Origin of the sequence: Brevibacillus nitrificans, from assembly GCF_003710965.1 — a bacterium.
GTDB lineage: Bacteria > Bacillota > Bacilli > Brevibacillales > Brevibacillaceae > Brevibacillus > Brevibacillus centrosporus.
Genome location: NZ_RHHU01000012.1, coordinates 40,398 through 57,206, shown reverse-complemented (window position 1 = coordinate 57,206; position 16,809 = coordinate 40,398). Strand labels below are relative to the sequence as shown.

At 50.4% G+C, this 16,809-nt stretch carries 17 protein-coding genes; 5 read left to right on the top strand and 12 right to left on the bottom strand.

Features of this window, described 5'->3' with window-relative positions; translation table 11 throughout:
- Positions 1-65: 65 nt before the first annotated feature.
- Positions 66-1,082: an ABC transporter substrate-binding protein gene (locus tag EDM59_RS20180; protein ID WP_122925271.1), complete on the bottom strand. Its 1,017-nt coding sequence runs from the start codon at positions 1,080-1,082 to the stop codon at positions 66-68.
- Positions 1,083-1,328: 246 nt separating this feature from the next.
- Positions 1,329-2,639 carry a hemolysin family protein gene (locus EDM59_RS20175; protein ID WP_122925270.1) on the bottom strand — a complete coding sequence of 437 codons (1,311 nt, stop codon included), beginning with the start codon at positions 2,637-2,639 and terminating at the stop codon, positions 1,329-1,331.
- A 149-nt stretch (positions 2,640-2,788) separates the two neighbouring features.
- On the opposite strand from EDM59_RS20175, the gene EDM59_RS20170 reads away from it, so the two are divergent.
- Genes EDM59_RS20170 through EDM59_RS20160 form a run of 3 tightly spaced genes read left to right on the top strand, consistent with a single transcriptional unit; the run spans position 2,789 to position 6,438 of the window.
- The gene (locus EDM59_RS20170) at positions 2,789-4,468 is read left to right on the top strand and encodes a DNA repair helicase XPB (protein ID WP_183192972.1); all 1,680 of its coding nucleotides are present in this window, start codon (positions 2,789-2,791) and stop codon (positions 4,466-4,468) included.
- A gap of 52 nt (positions 4,469-4,520) precedes the next feature.
- Complete coding sequence (locus EDM59_RS20165; RefSeq protein WP_055746429.1) at positions 4,521-5,090, top strand: RNA polymerase sigma factor; 570 nt, start codon at positions 4,521-4,523, stop codon at positions 5,088-5,090.
- Complete coding sequence (locus EDM59_RS20160) at positions 5,071-6,438, top strand: hypothetical protein (RefSeq protein ID WP_122925268.1); 1,368 nt, start codon at positions 5,071-5,073, stop codon at positions 6,436-6,438. Before EDM59_RS20165 ends, EDM59_RS20160 begins: the two co-directional genes overlap by 20 nt.
- A 52-nt stretch (positions 6,439-6,490) precedes the next feature.
- Here EDM59_RS20160 and EDM59_RS20155 read toward each other — a convergent pair whose 3' ends face one another.
- Positions 6,491-6,925: a VOC family protein gene (locus EDM59_RS20155; RefSeq protein WP_122925267.1), complete on the bottom strand. Its 435-nt coding sequence runs from the start codon at positions 6,923-6,925 to the stop codon at positions 6,491-6,493.
- Positions 6,926-6,932: 7 nt separating this feature from the next.
- Complete coding sequence (locus tag EDM59_RS20150; protein ID WP_122925266.1) at positions 6,933-7,397, bottom strand: pyridoxamine 5'-phosphate oxidase family protein; 465 nt, start codon at positions 7,395-7,397, stop codon at positions 6,933-6,935.
- A gap of 114 nt (positions 7,398-7,511) precedes the next feature.
- Between EDM59_RS20150 and EDM59_RS20145 the strand changes: the two genes are divergently transcribed.
- Complete coding sequence (locus tag EDM59_RS20145) at positions 7,512-8,087, top strand: CGNR zinc finger domain-containing protein (RefSeq protein ID WP_122925265.1); 576 nt, start codon at positions 7,512-7,514, stop codon at positions 8,085-8,087.
- A 100-nt stretch (positions 8,088-8,187) separates the two neighbouring features.
- On the opposite strand, the gene EDM59_RS20140 is transcribed toward EDM59_RS20145, so the two are convergent.
- Together EDM59_RS20140 and EDM59_RS20135 are read right to left on the bottom strand one after the other, a co-directional pair.
- Positions 8,188-9,171 carry an ABC transporter permease gene (locus EDM59_RS20140; RefSeq protein ID WP_183192985.1) on the bottom strand — a complete coding sequence of 328 codons (984 nt, stop codon included), beginning with the start codon at positions 9,169-9,171 and terminating at the stop codon, positions 8,188-8,190.
- Positions 9,149-10,108, bottom strand: coding sequence for an ABC transporter ATP-binding protein (locus tag EDM59_RS20135; protein ID WP_122925263.1), 960 nt, complete (start codon positions 10,106-10,108; stop codon positions 9,149-9,151). The genes EDM59_RS20140 and EDM59_RS20135 overlap by 23 nt, the downstream gene beginning before the upstream one ends.
- Before the next feature lie 130 nt (positions 10,109-10,238).
- Between EDM59_RS20135 and EDM59_RS20130 the strand changes: the two genes are divergently transcribed.
- On the top strand, positions 10,239-11,024 hold the full coding sequence (locus EDM59_RS20130; RefSeq protein WP_122925262.1) for a GDSL-type esterase/lipase family protein: 786 nt from the start codon (positions 10,239-10,241) through the stop codon (positions 11,022-11,024).
- On the opposite strand, the gene EDM59_RS20125 is transcribed toward EDM59_RS20130, so the two are convergent.
- The 6 genes from EDM59_RS20125 to EDM59_RS20095 form a co-directional block, all read right to left on the bottom strand.
- The gene (locus EDM59_RS20125; RefSeq protein WP_122925261.1) at positions 11,016-12,251 is read right to left on the bottom strand and encodes an MDR family MFS transporter; all 1,236 of its coding nucleotides are present in this window, start codon (positions 12,249-12,251) and stop codon (positions 11,016-11,018) included. The two genes, EDM59_RS20130 and EDM59_RS20125, sit on opposite strands and share 9 nt — an antisense overlap.
- 216 nt (positions 12,252-12,467) lie before the next feature.
- Positions 12,468-13,316: a YtnP family quorum-quenching lactonase gene (locus tag EDM59_RS20120; RefSeq protein ID WP_122925260.1), complete on the bottom strand. Its 849-nt coding sequence runs from the start codon at positions 13,314-13,316 to the stop codon at positions 12,468-12,470.
- A gap of 87 nt (positions 13,317-13,403) precedes the next feature.
- A complete protein-coding gene (locus EDM59_RS20115; RefSeq protein WP_122925259.1) occupies positions 13,404-13,700 on the bottom strand; it encodes a hypothetical protein in 297 nt (98 codons plus the stop codon).
- Positions 13,701-14,035: 335 nt separating this feature from the next.
- Entirely contained in the window at positions 14,036-14,563 is a 528-nt protein-coding gene (locus tag EDM59_RS20105) for a hypothetical protein (RefSeq protein WP_246011131.1), read from the bottom strand.
- A 13-nt stretch (positions 14,564-14,576) separates the two neighbouring features.
- Complete coding sequence (locus tag EDM59_RS20100) at positions 14,577-14,891, bottom strand: hypothetical protein (protein ID WP_092267556.1); 315 nt, start codon at positions 14,889-14,891, stop codon at positions 14,577-14,579.
- 229 nt (positions 14,892-15,120) lie between these two features.
- Positions 15,121-16,572, bottom strand: a complete 1,452-nt coding sequence (locus tag EDM59_RS20095; protein WP_122925257.1) for an LCP family protein — start codon at positions 16,570-16,572, stop codon at positions 15,121-15,123.
- Between the last annotated feature and the right edge of the window lie 237 nt (positions 16,573-16,809).

Here is a 16,809-nt window from a genome sequence, read left to right as displayed (position 1 = left end):
CTAATTTTAACACGCTTAAAACATTTTTAAAAGAAGAAAAAGAGAGCATGAAGCTCTCTTTTTAATCACTTGATGATTTCTTTCGCCTGTTGTTTGAGCTCTTCAGAAACGGTGAGGCCAAACTTCTGGGCTGCTGTTTCATTGATGTACAGTTCGGCTTGTTTGGAAATTTCTACTGGCGTGTCTGCGACTGCTTGCCCTTTCAGAACTTTCGCAGCCATTTCCCCCGTTTGTTTCCCCATGCCGTAGTAATCAATTCCGTAAGTGGCAACTGCACCGCGCTTTACCGTGTCTGTGTCAGAGGCAAATACAGGAATCTTGCTTTGCTCTGCTGCACCCAGAACGGCTTCAAAAGAGGATACGACTGTGTTATCAATCGGAATAAACAACGCGTCCGATTTTGCTGTCAATCCACTTGCAGCCAATTGCACTTCCGACAGCTGTGAAATACCAGCTTTGACGATCTCTACGCCTTCTTTGCTAGCTGCTGCTTCCAGATCCTTCACTTGCACCTCGGAGTTTACCTCCGAAGTCGTGTAGATCACACCAAGCTTTTTCAAGTTTGGCAGGAATTTTTTGATCAGCTGCAATTGTTGTTCCATGGATACTTTATCTGAGGTACCGGTCACATTAGCGTCTGGTTTTTCCAAACTGCTGACCAATTGTGCGGACAGCGGATCTGTCACGGCACTGAATACGACAGGCTTGTCAGTGATGGCTTTTGCTGCTGCTTGTGCGGACGGAGTAGCGATGGCTACCACCAGATCCTTCTGGTCACCCGCATATTTTTGTGCGATGGAAACGGTGTTGTTCATATCACCGTGAGCGTTTTGGTAGTCTACTTCCAGGTTCTTGCCTTCTTCATATCCAGAAGCTTTCAACCCATCCAAAATCCCTTGGTGAATGGCATCCAAAGCTGGATGCTCCACAAATTGCGTCAAACCCAATTTCACAGTTTGTGCTTGCTCACTTGGTTTTGCTGCATTTGCGCTTGTCTCCGTTTGTCCACCTGTTTGATTGCCGCATGCTGCCAAAGAAAACGCCAGCAACGCGGTCAGTCCCATACTGACTGCTCGTCTCATCTCTACTTCCTCCTCTAGGCTCTGCTACTTTCTACTCATGACTATACTACTAGCCATCGAGCGAACTCTGAATCATTATACCATATCATACAAGGTTTCAAAGATTTTTTCATCAACATTTTCGATTCCTTTTCTTTGAAATGAATGCCGATTTTCCTGATGTTCTTAGTTGATTTTCGATTTATAACACTCAGTATATGTTCGCTCACTATATTTACAAACAAAGAAAAGCAGTGATGTCCCTTGTCAGGTCTCCACCACTGCTTCCTCAACAGGCAGCTTTTTCACAATCACGCGCGTAATCCGGTAATGATCCACTTCCCCGACGATGAACTGGTAGTTGCCTTGCCTCACCATGTCACCGACTCGCGGCGAATGATCGAACTGCATGTAAATCCAGCCTGCGAGCGTATCCACTTCGCTTGACTCCAGATCGATATCCAAATAATCGCTGACTTCCTCGAGCAGCATCCTGCCGTCGAGCGAGAGAATATTGTCCCGGCGCTCTACCTCTGGACGCTCATCATCGAATTCATCCTGGATGTCGCCGACGATTTCTTCCATAATATCTTCCAGCGTGACCAGTCCGGCCGTTCCCCCATACTCGTCGATGATAATCGCCATCTGACCGCGTTGCTTCTGCAGCATCGTCAACAGCCTGCTGATAGAGATTGTCTCGGGAACCGTCAGAACCGAGCGCATAAGCGACTCCAGTTCCCGCTGCTCGCCTTCCAGAAGTCCCGTCAGCATGTCCTTGATGTGGAGACTGCCAACGACGTGATCCTTGTCCCCATCTACGACCGGATAGCGTGTATATCTTCCATTTTGTACGAGCCTGACGTTCTCCTCGAAGGGATCACGGATGTTCAATACAACCATGTCCGTCCGGGGAACCATGATTTCCCGTGCCATCGTCTCGGAGAAATCGAAAATGTTGTCCACCAGCATCATTTCCGTGTTGTCAATCAGGCCACTCTTGTGACTTTCGTTAACGAGAATCCGGATCTCTTCTTCTGTATGCGCCTCCTGATGCGGCTCCATTGAAATATGAAATAAGGCGAGAAAGCGCGATGCCGACCAGTTGAGCAGATGAATGAAGGGATACATGATTTTGTGAAACCACATGATGGGCTTTGCTACCGCAAGCACGATCATTTCCGTCTTCTGGATCGCCATCGTCTTCGGTGCCAGCTCCCCCAGAACGATATGCAGAAAGGTAATCACGGAGAAAGCGATGATGATCGAAATGCTGCTGATCAGCGTCTCATTTAAACCAAAATAGCGAAAGACCGGGTACAGCAAGTGAGCTACTGCTGGCTCGCCCAGCCACCCGAGACCGAGTGAGGCGAGCGTGATTCCAAGCTGGCACGCAGAGAGGTAGGCATCGAGATTGTGCAGGAGCTTCTCCACATCTGCGGCCCTGCTGTTACCTTCTGCCACTAATTGAGCTATGCGGGATTCCCTCACTTTGACGACAGCAAACTCCGTCGCCACAAAGAATCCGTTGAGGAACACGAGGAGCACAACCATGCCCAAATTGAACCAGGCCCCGACCATCCGTCCGACCCTCCTTCCCTTCCGTACGTGCTTTGGGATATTGTTTCCCACCGCCGGATAAATGTTACCTGTCTGTTTTTCTTTCTTTTCCCGATTGTGATACCATGGTTCTGTATGAATATATGTAGCTTGTAAATGAGGTGAGTCACTTGTCTTACCGTCCAGATTTGCCCATGATCGTGCAAAGTGACCGAACGATCCTGCTGGAAACCCAGCATCCGCTATTTACGGAAGCGAGACAAGCCATATCTGGATTTGCCGAGCTGATCAAAAGCCCTGAATACATGCATACGTACCGCATCACTCCCCTGTCGCTGTGGAATGCTGCGGCTGGTGGAATGACGCCTGAGCAGGTATCAGAGGCTCTGACCACGTATAGTAAATACGGGGTTCCTCCCACTATCGTCCGCGAGCTGGAAGAAACCATGAGCCGTTACGGTCGCATCCGTCTGGAAAAGTCTGGGGACGACATCCTTTTAATAAGTGACGATCCTCTCATTCTCACAGAGCTTACCAGCTATAAATCGGTTGCCCAGCTATTGGACGAATCCCGAGCTGACGAAGGCTTTATTATCAAGCCATACGCCCGGGGACTGATCAAACAGGAGCTGATCCATCTGGGCTATCCCGTCCAGGATATTGCGGGCTATACTGCGGGCGAGAGCTGTCCTGTTAGCTGGCGAGAAATCACAGCGGCAGGAAGACCATTTGCTCTGCGGTCTTATCAGGATGAGGCTGTTCGCGCCTTTCACTCCGGAGGAGCTGCTACCGGTGGCAGTGGGGTCTTGGTCCTCCCCTGTGGGGCAGGGAAAACCGTGATTGGACTTGGAGCCATTTGCCAGCTGCAGACGGCCACGCTGATCGTGACAACCAATACGACCTCCGTACGCCAATGGATCTCAGAGCTCCTCGACAAAACGGGATTGGATCCCTCGCTCGTCGGTGAATATACAGGAGATCGCAAGGAAGTAAAGCCCATTACCGTGGCCACTTACCAAATATTGACCTTTCGCCCCAGTGCTGAAGATGAATTTCCTCACATGAAACTCTTTTCAGAGCGCGATTGGGGGCTTATTATTTACGATGAGGTTCATTTGCTGCCAGCGCCTGTTTTTCGGGTAACATCCGGTATCCAGGCCACGCGCAGACTGGGTTTGACGGCGACTCTCGTTCGGGAGGATGGACGGGAGGAAGACGTTTTTACCTTGATCGGCCCCAAAAAATATGAGGTGCCTTGGAAAATCATGGAGGAACAAGGGTGGATTGCCGAAGCTCTCTGCCGGGAAATTCGTCTTCCCTTTGAGCCAAAATGGCGGGAAGCTTATGCCCGTGCATCCACTCGGCAAAAGTTTCGCATTGCTGCAGAGAATCCAAGGAAGCTGGAGGTCGTTCGCTACTTGCTGGACCAGCATTCCCACGATCAGGTGCTGATCATCGGGCAATACGTCGATCAGCTTGACCAAATGGCGGCTGCTTTGGGGCTGCCCCTCATTACCGGAAAAGTGCCTGAAAGTGAACGTGAGCTTTTGTACCAGCAATTCAAAAAAGGGGAAATCAAGCGCCTCATCGTTTCCAAGGTCGCAAACTTCGCCGTGGATCTGCCGGACGCGAACGTCGCGATCCAGATCTCCGGAACTTTCGGATCCAGGCAGGAAGAAGCACAGCGGCTCGGGCGTATCCTACGTCCCAAACCGGATGATAACAAGGCGCATTTTTATACACTTGTGACACGAGATACGCGGGAGCAGGAATTTTCGCTCCATCGTCAGCTTTTTCTCGTGGAACAAGGCTATCCGTACGATATTATAGAAATGGAAACGCTGGTCTGAAACGTTTTAAAAATACCAGCGTCTCATAGAGGGAAGGGAGGCCGGAGATTCAATGCAATCCGACGCCGAAATCATTCAGCGGATTCTTCAGGGCGACATCGAAGGGTATCGCGACCTCATCCAACGATACCAGCATATGATCTACGTTTTTATTTACAAGATGGTAAACAATCGCTCCGATGCGGAGGATCTCACTCAAGAAGTTTTTGTCAAAGCGTATGAAAAGCTGTCTACCTTCCGGGGTGACAGTCAATTTTCTTCCTGGCTGCACACACTGGCCCGCAACAAGAGCATCGACTTCCTGCGTCGTCGGAAGTTCCATGACTCAGATGAGCAGCTGGCCTATGTACCAGCCAACACGCGAGATGAGTCTCCTCAGGAATCGCTTATGAATAAGGAGCAGCGTCGCGAAATCGAAGAAGCATTCGCTTTGCTATCGGACACCTATCGAGAAGTAATCGTGCTTCGTTGCACGCATGAATATCCTTTCGAAAAAATCGCTTCGCTTCTCGGCATTGCCGAGTCGACCGCCCGCGTCCGATACCTGCGCGCTCGCCAGGAACTCGCAAAATTGTTAACCCGCAAGGAAGGGGGGCTCGTACATGAACTGCCAGGCATTTAGAAAAGCATGGTTGGAAGAAGACACGGACAGCGATGTGATCTCACATATTGAAACCTGTGATGATTGCATGGCGTGGATCGAAAAACTATTGGATACAGACGAGGAGGTGCAGTTCTTGAAGGAGGTTCCTTTACCATCGGTGAACCTGGAAGAGAGAATTATGCAGGCCATCTACCAGGACGCCGGTCAAGGTACGCCCCCTCATGCCGCAACTGAATCGCTACAAGCACCCATTCCGATCACAAGCAAGCGTCGGACCAAAGGCTTCCCTTCACTCGCCTGGGTCAGTGCCGCAGCTGTCTTGCTGATCGTTGGTTTAGCAGGCTACCAACAGCTTCAATCCAGTAATCAGGAAATGGCAGCTTCCATGCCGCAGAGTAGTGCCGCCGGAACAGCCAACACAGAGATTGCCATCAACAGTCAGACAAATCAAGCTCCAGCCGCAGCAGATGCACAACAACCCGCTACGGCAAAGATGGCAGTGAACACGGAAGTGGCAAAAGAGCAGCCCCCTGCTGCTGCCCCAGCTTCGGAAGCTGTACAGCCAAAGGCGGCAGACGCGCCTCTAGCGGCTGGAAAACAATCCGTCGCGATGGTGGCTCCGCAGGCGAAGACGGCTGCACCCGAGTCCAGATCCAAAGCCCCGGATTCGCAGCCTCTAGCCCGTAACGCTGCAGAGGAAAAAGCAGCGGCGAAAGCACCTGCCCAAAATGAAACAGTCGCATTAGCTGACAAGGCAGCCAAGGAGAACCATGCTCCAGTCGCAAAACAGGAGGCAGCTGCACTTGCGGATTCGAATCAAACATTCAGTACCATGACTGCTTTGGATGACACGGAAACAGATCAAGCGGAGTCTGCCAAAGCGCTTGTCGGGCCGCCCGCACCTGCTGTGCAAAAAGCCGCTATTACACTTTCTACCTTTTCAGACCTAGAGACGGCTGTACAAGCATCTGATTTGCCTGTACCTGTCCTTGCATCGGCGAGCGGCTTTGCGGTCAACGACGTGTCGGTCCAGTACGAATCGGAGACCAGCCAAAAAGTAACGCGGCTTACGGCCGATTACAAGCGCAACAACAGCTGGATCAAAATCGATGTCGTCCGGAATACACACGGAAAACGCAGTCTCTCCATCCCCGGAACCTTTTCCGCTACGCAGTTGTTTACGGTAGGCGGAGAGCAGGCGATCGGCGTCTCGTTTGATCAGCAGGGCACGAAGGCTACAACTGTACAGCATGCCGTTCACTTTAATGCACAAGCAGACAATCAATCCTTGTACGTCGTGATTTCTGCCAATGGCGTGAGCCTGAATGAGCTGATCGAAACTACGAAAGAATTGACCTGGGAATAGCAGAAAGGACGCGTGAGCTTTTGCAGCTCGCGTGTCCTTTTTTCTTTCCCCATTACTCTACTGCGCCGCAGCCGCCGATGATGGGGATTTCCTTTTTCGTGTCACGTTCCGGTGTAGTCAGCTCAATGCGGATCCCACTGGGGTCATAGCAGAACAAAGCGATCGTTCCTCCCTCCTGCCCCTTTACCCCAATCCCTCCAAACGAAAGGCGAATCCCCCTCTCTTTCATCCGTTCCTCGATCTGTCGCAACACGGCTACAGACTCAACAGATAGCGCGAGATGATGGAGTCCGGCTACATTCACCGATGCTTCCTTTTCAGCTGTCTGCCAGAGCGTAATCATCGTTCCTTTGTCTGTCACATAAGCGTGATGTCCTTCTGCATATTCCACTGTTTCGAATTCCAGTATATCGGTGAAGAATGCCTTGCTAGCCTCCAAATCCGTGACACTCAATCCTACATGGTTGACCCCTTTTGTCAAAGCCATGGTCCCTTCACTCTCCTTTTGATAGACTGACTAATTTCGGAATGCGTGCTGAGCAGTTTCGATACACTTGCTCGACAGTTACTTTCACCACCTGAATGCTGCCCACAAACCAGCGCCGCAGCTCTTCATCGTCGAGCACCTCCGCTTTTCCGTTGATCCGCAGACGCTGCTGATGGGAAAAATCAATAAACAACATGCCGATATTCGGGTTTTCCACGATGTTGCCCAAGCTTTGAAAAGCCCCATTGCCTGGGTAATCCGGGAAGATAAGCGTCTCGTCATCCAGCACCTTTACAGAAGGAGAGCCTCCCCGGAAGCTGCAATCGCAGTTTCCATCGCGATCTGCTGTGGCGATGAAAAAGAACTCCATCGCTTCCACGTAGCTACTCAGCAAGGGTGTCAATTTTTGTCCCACACGTATGCCATTTGTTTGAAATTTGTCCCGCAGCATTAGTTCACCAGCTGTCCCCATCTCACTCACCCCTTATAACCTTTAATATTTCGTTTTAATGGTTAAAGAATACATGATCTACCAAACCTTGTAAATGTATTTTTAACGGTTATAATAAAAGAGAGGTGAGCCCCTATGGAAACGACACGCTTTACGTTAGGCGGAGCTGTCTGGATCAATCTCGTCAACACGATCAACAAGCGACAGATTGATGTCTTGGATGACCCAGAGCGACTTATGGCATGGCTTATGGCAAATGAGCTGCTTCGTGAGAGTGATCAAAAAGAACTCGAAAACAAAGAAACCTTTCGTCAGATTACGGACGTCCTTCGTTCTTTACGCAATATTTGCTTCGCTGTCCTTGAGGATTTCCAGCAAGCGGGACTTTCCCCATCGAGCGTACAGCAGCTGAGCAGCTTGACTGATCCACTAAAGGTAAAGCTTACTTTGCGCGCATTCGAGGGTCGTCTAGAGCTAGTCAACGAGGGCCTGCATACGGATGATCACATTACCTACCAAGTCCTCGCCTCTATCGTTTACACGCTGCAGACCGTATCTCGGGATCGCATACGCGCCTGCGAGCATGAGGACTGCATTTTGCACTTTATCGATATCTCCAAATCAGGAAAGCGGCGCTGGTGCAGCATGGAAACGTGTGGGAACCGGCACAAGGCAGCTGAGTTTTATGCGCGGAAAAAACAGAAGGAGTAGAGATCTGTTTGGTTGCTATCCTTTACTAGGCGGGCATAGGCAAAAACCCCCTTCTTGCCTGATGAATAAGCAAGAACGGGGTTCCTTTGTTTCCCTGTCGCTATGAGGTGACATCTCTTCTAATAAACACCGTATAGGCCACGACTAAAGCTGCGATCGCCCAAACCGTCAGCACTGTTAGCGAAAACGGCAGCGTCATCCCTTTGATCGGCGGCAGAGTGCCATTTAAATAATCGGTCAGCTGCAGATTCACGACAAACAGGTACTTGGAGGACTCCCAGGACGAGGCCATCTGCGTCAAAATTGTCCCGCTGATCAAGGCCGCCATCATGATCCCCATACCTGCCGCTGCACTTCGCACCAGCACGGAGACCATAAATGTCACCGTGCCGACGACCACGCAGACAAACCAGCCCAGTCCATACTGCAGGAGCAAAAATTGCCACTGCGGAATCATAAATGCCCCTGCTGTTTCCAGCTCGCCCCCCGTCACCTCGAAACCGGTCAGGATGGGAAGCGTCCAACCCGAGTACCCAAAGACGACTCCGGACATCAGGTATGCCAGGATTAACGTCATCAGCACCGTAAGTGACGTAAACAGCAAGAGCGTAAGATACTTGCTCGTCAGCACCTTCCACCTTCGGACCGGTCGTGTCAGCAGCAGCTTGATCGTCCCTTCGCTAAACTCAGCGGATACCAAGTCCACCGCCAAGACGACGATGATCATCGGCAAAAACATCGAGACCGCCTGATCCATAAAGCCTCGGGCAAAGGTAGGTCCTCCCGGTGCCATGGGGTTGATGTCATGATCCAGATAGTACTGCTGCTGCTGAATCCTGACCTTGATAAAATCTCTCCACTCATCAGGCAATCGGCTGGATGCCAGCCTGTTTTGCATGTCAACGATCTGCTGAGTCAAGAGTGGCCGCCAATCCGATGTTCCCATCCGCTCCTGGGCGGTCACGACGGAACGATACTGCGCGTATGTAAAAATCGGTATAAGGATCGCCAGAATCAGGACGACGACGAGAAAGCGGCGCCTGCGCAGCAATTTTACCGTTTCATTTTGAACCAATCCCAGCATGCTCTGTCCCACGATTGCCACCTCCCTGCGTCAAGGTCAGGAACAGATCTTCCAGCGTCACCGTTTTCGTTGCGATTCCGAGTACAGGAATCCCCGCCCGCACCAGCGTCTGATTGACGTCACTGACGCGCTCCACATCCATCCGGCACTTCAGGCGTCCATCTCCCACTTCCCACACTTCGGTTACAGCGGGATGGCCCTTCAGCACGTCTCTTGCTTTTGGCACTGACGCTTCCTGCACAGTCCAATCCACCTGATCTGCGAACTGCTCCATCAGCTCTTTCACCAACCCGACGGAGATGACCTTCCCCTGGCTGATAATCGCGACACGATCGCACATCATTTCGATCTCGCTGAGCAAATGGCTCGATATGAATACGGCCAGCCCTTCCTCTTCTGCCAGCTTGCGGATGAATTGACGCATCTCCCGAATCCCTGCCGGATCCAGTCCATTTGTCGGCTCATCCAGGATCAGGATTTTGGGACGGTGCAGCATCGCTTGGGCAATCCCCAAACGCTGCCGCATGCCGAGTGAATAGGTCTTTACTTTATCGTCAATCGCTCTCTCGAGATCAACAAAGCGGACAATCTCGTCGATCCGCTCAGGCGTTATGCCTCCGCTCATCCGGGCAAACTGCTCCAGATTTTCTCTGCCTGTCATAAACTTGTACAGCTCCGGATTCTCCACAATGCAGCCTACCTGGGAGATCGCTTGCGGGAACTGGTCCTGTAGGGAAATGCCTCCGATTTGGATGTCCCCACCATCAGCGGCAGCCAGCCCGACAAGCATGCGGATGGTCGTCGTTTTCCCTGCACCGTTTGGCCCGAGAAATCCAAACACTTCTCCAGCGAAGACATCGAAGGTTATATTGTGAATGATCGGTTTTCCCCCGATCTTTTTGTGCAATCCTTTTACAGAAAGTACCGTTTCGGTCAATGTGCACCCTCCTGTTCTATTGCCGCCCCATCGCCTGTTGGAAGCGATCTGTTTATGGTACACTGTCAAGAGATGTCCATCCACATTATACCACGTTCTTCCACCCAACATCGAATAGGAGGGGTATCCGATGCGTACATCTGGACAACTGCTCTGGCGTACAACTGGACTCTTGTCTTTTCTATCCTTCTTACTGTTCGCAACGGGCTTTGTGCTCGCCATGAACCCGCAGCAGATCGCTCCGGCAAAGACATCGTCACCTGCACCATCTGAGCAAACAGCTCCTCTCCCTGCGCAAGGAGTCCAAAAGGTAGTGGCATTAGGTGACTCACTCACGCGCGGAGCAGGGGACGCGAATGGCCAAGGCTACGCGGGTCTCGTCCGGCAGGCATTGGAAAAAAAGCTGGGCAAGCCGATTACGTTTTCCAACCTGGCAATTAACGGTCAGGAATCCACGGACTTGGTCAAGCAAATGTCTCAATCTCAAGTAAAAACCTTGCTGTCCGAAGCGGATCTCGTCTTGTTTACCATCGGTGGCAATGACATGTTTCGCCAGACGGGTGGCCTCTATACCATCGACAAAGAAAAATTGGCCGCAGCTACAAAAGAGCTGACAGCCAATTACGAAGAGATTATCCGACAAATTCGTGCTGTAAACAAGCAGGCGACGATCGTCTACACCACCTTGTACAACCCGTTTGGGGACACAGAAGCTTCTGTCGACACGATTCAGCCGGTACTGGATTGGAACTATACCGCTTCCGAAATCGCATCCAAGTACCCGCACGTCATCGTTGTCCCCACCTATGATCTGTTTGTGAACAAGGAAAAATCCTATTTGTACACGGACCATTTCCACCCGAATACCGCAGGCTACCAGCGCATTGCAGAACGGGTCATTCAAGCTTTAGAGTGATTCCGTACGTGCGTAGTTGATCGAGTGCCCCTTGGTCGCGAGATAGGCGCGCTGCCCAGCCCATTGGAAGGCGTTGCTGATCATCGAGAACGCGGCAACGACGAGGAACAAGGTCGTCCCCCCGTAGGATGCGAGCAAGATTCCGCCCAGCCATGGACCGATGAATTGGCCTACGTTGCTGAAGCTTTTTGCCCCATAGTAGCTCCCTCGCATGCCCTCTGGCGCCATTCGGTCAATGAGCACATCTCCTGAGGTAAAGGTGAGTATTTCTCCAAAGGTGAAGAAGACCATAGCGATGATAAAAATCAGCCACGAATTGGCAAAGGCATAGCCGATATCTCCGATGGCATACATGACGTTCCCCACGAAAATCGCTGTGAGGGGCGTCTTTTTTTCTGCCCAGCTCGTTAGCGGCAGCTGCATGACCACCACGACGATGGCGTTAATACTCATGAGTACCGCGAACAGCTCTGTCCCGTTTGCTACCGTCATCTCGGCAAATTTCGCCAGCGTCGAGGACATCTGTGAATAACCGATGGCTCCCAGCATTCCGGCCATCATATAAAACCGAAATGCCTTGTCTTGAACAACTACGCTGAACGCACGCCTAAACGTGACAGCCTCTTTCTTTTGCCCTTCAATCTTCTTGATGCCAAACTTGTTCAGCAATCCCTGCAAACTGATCACATAGATCAAGTAAATGATAGCCGTAACCATGAAAGGCAGTGCAACAGAGGTCTTCGCAAGTACGGCGCCTGCAATCGGCCCAACCGCAACGCCCACATTGATCGCCGTATAACGCAGGCTGAACACCCGAAAACGTTTCTCAGGAGCGGTTACGTCTGCCATCAACGCCTGCGAAACCGGCTCGTAGAACGATCGACAGAGTCCACCTGCCATGTTGAGCACAAGCAGGACCATCGGATTTTTACTAATGGCGAATCCCACAAAGACGAGCGTCCAGACGTACAGCGCCCCTAGCATGACCCTCCTGCGCCCGATCCGGTCGGATAATGTGCCTGCAATAAACCCACCCAGCGTCCCGGCGAGTGGCCCTGCCCCAATCGTCAGACCAATCGTCGCCAGATCCATATCCGTGTTGTTGGACAGGTACAAAAACAAGAAAGGCATGCTCATGGAGCTAGCTGCCCGAACGAATACCGTCCCGACCACCAGTGACCAGACGATCGGATGAAACTCCTTTAACAATGATGACACTCTACCCATGTTCTCTCTCCTCGGCAACTGTTCTGTTCGCATCGTCTGCCAGAACAGACGCTTCACAATGTACTCATTGTAGAGAGGAAGCACGTGTTCGTCAATGAGCATTCAAAATTTTTGGATTATGAAAAATTTCTATTACCCTTCAACGATTTCCGATACCGCTGTTTGAGAAAAGAAAAAACCGGGGCTAGCTCTGCAATGAGCGTCCCCGGCACTTCCTTATAGCTCTACACCCACGTGATCGATGATTTCTCCACTCTCATTCCACTTTACAACACGGTAGATCGCATCATGGTAAAACGTAAACCAGGCACCTTGCGCAATCCCTTCCTTGATCCATTTTTCTTTGGCGAAAATGGAATTCATCGGGTAGTCGTCATAGGCCATGACCCACAGGGGATTGTTGTGTGCGTGAGACGGCATGATATCTGCGAGATGCAAAGCCAGCTTCCCTTCGCTCTCCAGCCTCACAATGGCATGCCCCTGGCTGTGACCACCCGTATGATGAAGAGATATGCCTGGCAGCAGCTCCAGCACGTCCTGGTACGTCTTTACCTGCTGCTCGATCGGACGCCAGTTGTCTTCCCAATATGTATTGCGCGAGCGGATGTTTGGCTCTCTCATTTCCGCCCATTCCTGCTCTTGCACGTAAATCACTGCGTTGGGAAACGTCGAAACAAGCTGATCATCCTGCAGGGACACCAGTCCGTTGCAGTGATCGTAGTGCATATGTGTCATGATGATGATCTCGATATCCGCAGGAGTCAGACCTTTTGCCGCAAGGGACTCTAGGATCTGGGACTCCTCCACCAACCCGTAGTTTCTCTTCTGCTTGTCCGTCAAACGACCATTCCCCATCCCTGCTTCGATGAGTATATGCTTTCCATGTGCTGTAAGCAGAATCGGGTCCGCACGCAGGGGAATCTGATTGAGCTCATTGACCGGGTATCTCTTGCTCCACAACGGTTTCGGAACAACCCCGAACATGGCCCCTCCATCCAATTGCGTAAGCCCACCCTTTAACCATGTCAGCTCGAAAGCACCTAGCTTCCATTCGTTCAACTTCATACCCTTTCCTCCTTCTGCTCTCTCTGTCTACGTCCAGCTAGCGGGATCGTGAATAAAGTACAAAAAAAGCACTCCGCCACGAGTGCTTCACTGCTTTTCTGCAACACTTACGGTTCGAGTCGCCGGAGCGATTTCCAACATGATCTCACTGGAGACCGCTTGCACTGTCACATCGGAATCAGAGCGTCTATGATGGAGAACGAGTTGTGCGACTTTTTCGTTTTCCCGATATACACTTATCAATGTTTGCAGCGGGTTAGCACTTCCACCCGCGATCACTTTAAAACCCGGGGCAACGGTAAACGTCCATCCCTCCACCTCTATCAACGGTGCAAGTGAGTATAAAAAGTGACGCTTCCCCAACAGTATGCCATTATGATTCATCAAGGCGAGTGCCCCCAATCAAATGAATTTGAACAGTATGTTATTATATTGCAAGAATTCAAATACGATGAAAAGTCTTTCGACAAAAGTTCTTATAAGGTGACATCTCTTATGATACACGAAACTATTTATTTTCGGAATAAAAAATCTCTTCTGAGCAGACATTCAGAATGGGAGCTTCCGCCTCCTGCCTATTACAGAGTGAATATTCATTCATATCCATGCTCTCTGTAGATTCTCCTTCGCCCTCCAAAAATCCTGCCCCGTTTTGCATGAACTTGGTGTGGAGAGGAGAACCGCTTTGTTCGATCCCTGAGTCCTCCTCTCTTCGTCAATCAGCTCAACCGTACCAGCTTTCCGAGATCACTGGAAAATTGCTTTAGAACGCGGGCAAATTGGCTTGCTTCCGCTTCTGTTTTTGGACTCTCCAGGATAAAGTGATAATCGAGGATGTAAGCTGTCTGTGCAGGCTGCCCTGGCTCCAGAAAGCGCTTCTTTTCCGTGAGCGAGATTTTCGGGATGAGGGCTCTCGCTTGCTCCCACATCACGCGGGTCTCCTCAGCGGTCCTCTCTGTCGTAAATTCCACCTCAACCTCCACTTCACAGCTCTCCGCTTCCTCCAGCTCAAAGAGATGAATCGTGGCCAAAGGCTTGCCTGATTGCTCCTCTTTTGCGAAAGTGAGTATGACTTCCCTTATTTCTTGCTCCTCCACTAACGATTGGTCCGAGCGCAGAAGGACATCGACAATCGTACCGTGCGAAGCCAGATGCTCATTTAATTGTTCTACCAGGAATTGCAGCACGTCATTTGCTCCTCTCCAACCATCCTGCTCTTTCAGCAGTATACCACGATCAAATCGCAAACGAAAAACCCCTTCACGAGGAAGGGGTCGGTGAGTTGTTCATATTTTTTTGGTTCATAAATTCAGATAGCCATGCCCGTCGTACTTCTTTGTTCGGGCAGTACCCTAAAATGTAACTTTCTCCGCGCATATATTTTTCCTTGATCCACTCCTTATGCTTGCGGAAAAAGGCATGTTGGAAATCAATCGGCATCTGCTGATATTCTTCCAAGGCTGAGGGGTTCTGGAGGAAAAAATCTTCATCATACACTAATTCTTCATTTTGTTGGCGGCTGATCAGGTACACAAAAGCAATCACCAGAAACAGATTCACCAAGAAAATCGTCATCCAAATCCCTCCAGTCAAAATGCAATAATTATCTGATTAATCTGTCTTATCAGCATATTATTATTGTACCATGTATTTGGTGTTTTCTAAACCTTTCCTTTGAATATTTTATTAAAAAAGTTATTCGAAAATGTACTCTGCTGGCATGTATCAATAAAATATATAAAAAAACACCCGCTCATGGCCTGCGAGCGGGTGTCTGTGTCATTGGCGCTGCCAAATTGGATCACTAGGAGCTGCTTTTGGGACTCGTCGAACTTGGAGTAGAGCTGGCATCCTGTGTCGAAGGAGGGACGATATCCGGCGGTGGTGCTGTTCCCGCCTCAGGTGTTGTCGTAACCGCTCCATTTTGTGTCGGAGGCGTTTGCGTCGTTTGCCCCTGTTGTTGTTCTGGGCTCACCACATCCGGCGGAGGAGTCGCTTCGCCTTCTGCTACCACATCGGCTGGCGCTTCCGGCGTATCCGGTTCCTCTTTGACCTCCTCGACAGGCGGTTTTTCTTTTGGCGTAGAAGAAGCCGCAGCAGATTGTGTCGTTTTCTTCTTCACTGGCTTGGTGCTGCTGCTGCTGGAAGCTGCCACTGCTGATTCATTCGACCCAAGCACAGGTGAATTGTTCAACTGCGCAACCACGTTGCCCGATATCCCCATCTCTGACTGCAGGGACTCACGAATGACTTCCAGTTTGTCTTTCTCCAGGAAGGTGTACCCGCCTTGCCAATAAGCTCCGTTGTCCAAGGCATTGACCATGGAAGCACTGAAGCCTTTAAAGTCAAAAGCTAAGCCTTTGATTTGATCTTTGGAAAGATCCGTATGTATGTTCTTCGCCCCTACATCCATGATGTTGAAGATTTTTGTCAAACCTTCCAGAGAAGCTGCTTTATCCACGACTGCCTTGATCACTTCTTGTTGACGGCGATTGCGGTCAAAATCGCTGGAGTAATACTTGGTTCCCCGATTGTCATGGCGGTGGCGCACGTAGCCCAGAGCTTGTTCGCCATTTAAGGTTTGCAGGCCCTCATTCAGATTAATGTGCGTGTCGTCTGTCGGATCGTCATATACCAGCTTGCGATCTACATTCACTTCTACTCCGCCAAGTTCATCAATCACTGCCTTGAAGCCATCAAAATCAATGGCAACGTAATGCTCAATGGGAATCCCCAAAATTTCATTCATCGTCTTTTTGGTAAGCGAAATGCCGTCTTCTGTCGGCGTCTGATTGTTGCGCTCTGCCTGACGACGCTCAGCTTCCCCGTTTGCATATACAGAATTGATTTTGTGATAGTCACGGTAGCCGGGGATCTTGACCCGTGTATCCCGAGGAATGGAAACCATTGTCACTTTTTTGGTAGATGGATTGGCTACTGCCACAATCATCACGTCCGTGTTCATCGAGCCTGTCTCCGGACGGCTGTCCGAACCGAGGATGATGAAGGACATCGGCTTGTCATTGTGATACTCAGGATCGATATTTTGCGATACGTTTGAAGTGAAATTATCCTTTGGCTGCGTCACTGTATCCAGAGTGTCATTAATTTTCCAATAAATCGCACCGGCTGCCCCGCCAACCAAGAGCAATGCGATAAAGCTACAAAGCACAACTAATCTGCGAAGTTTGCGACTGCGTCCCGGTTGCTTCTTTCGGGGAGCGGAGGCGCGTTGTCTTGTTACCTTTTCAGGCATATGTATCAGTCTCCTTGTTCGCGCACGCTTTTTGATCGTATAGAATGCATAAGCATGTCCGCTTATACATTCAGGAGCGAAAAACAAAGCTGCCGCAGGGCATCGCTTTGGTAACATTCCCGCGAATGTCGCGGTCGCTCCTCCTAGAGATAGCCTTTTTCAAAAAAGGAAAAGAGAGGCACGATTGTGAACAGTGCCAACAGACAGGATGCACTATTTTTTTCTTCAGATGGGAAT

Bases quoted from the DNA above. Each gene is read 5' to 3' on its own strand.
- EDM59_RS20125 (WP_122925261.1), bottom strand. From the start codon at position 12,251: ATGGGTAGAGTGTCATCATTGTTAAAGGAGTTTCATCCGATCGTCTGG.
- EDM59_RS20160 (WP_122925268.1), top strand. From the start codon at position 5,071: ATGAACTGCCAGGCATTTAGAAAAGCATGGTTGGAAGAAGACACGGAC.
- EDM59_RS20145 (WP_122925265.1), top strand. From the start codon at position 7,512: ATGGAAACGACACGCTTTACGTTAGGCGGAGCTGTCTGGATCAATCTC.
- EDM59_RS20140 (WP_183192985.1), bottom strand. From the start codon at position 9,171: ATGCTGGGATTGGTTCAAAATGAAACGGTAAAATTGCTGCGCAGGCGC.
- EDM59_RS20180 (WP_122925271.1), bottom strand. From the start codon at position 1,082: ATGAGACGAGCAGTCAGTATGGGACTGACCGCGTTGCTGGCGTTTTCT.
- EDM59_RS20155 (WP_122925267.1), bottom strand. From the start codon at position 6,925: ATGGCTTTGACAAAAGGGGTCAACCATGTAGGATTGAGTGTCACGGAT.
- EDM59_RS20100 (WP_092267556.1), bottom strand. From the start codon at position 14,891: ATGACGATTTTCTTGGTGAATCTGTTTCTGGTGATTGCTTTTGTGTAC.
- EDM59_RS20115 (WP_122925259.1), bottom strand. From the start codon at position 13,700: ATGAATCATAATGGCATACTGTTGGGGAAGCGTCACTTTTTATACTCA.
- EDM59_RS20175 (WP_122925270.1), bottom strand. From the start codon at position 2,639: ATGGTCGGGGCCTGGTTCAATTTGGGCATGGTTGTGCTCCTCGTGTTC.
- EDM59_RS20120 (WP_122925260.1), bottom strand. From the start codon at position 13,316: ATGAAGTTGAACGAATGGAAGCTAGGTGCTTTCGAGCTGACATGGTTA.
- EDM59_RS20150 (WP_122925266.1), bottom strand. From the start codon at position 7,397: ATGGGGACAGCTGGTGAACTAATGCTGCGGGACAAATTTCAAACAAAT.
- EDM59_RS20095 (WP_122925257.1), bottom strand. From the start codon at position 16,572: ATGCCTGAAAAGGTAACAAGACAACGCGCCTCCGCTCCCCGAAAGAAG.
- EDM59_RS20130 (WP_122925262.1), top strand. From the start codon at position 10,239: ATGCGTACATCTGGACAACTGCTCTGGCGTACAACTGGACTCTTGTCT.
- EDM59_RS20165 (WP_055746429.1), top strand. From the start codon at position 4,521: ATGCAATCCGACGCCGAAATCATTCAGCGGATTCTTCAGGGCGACATC.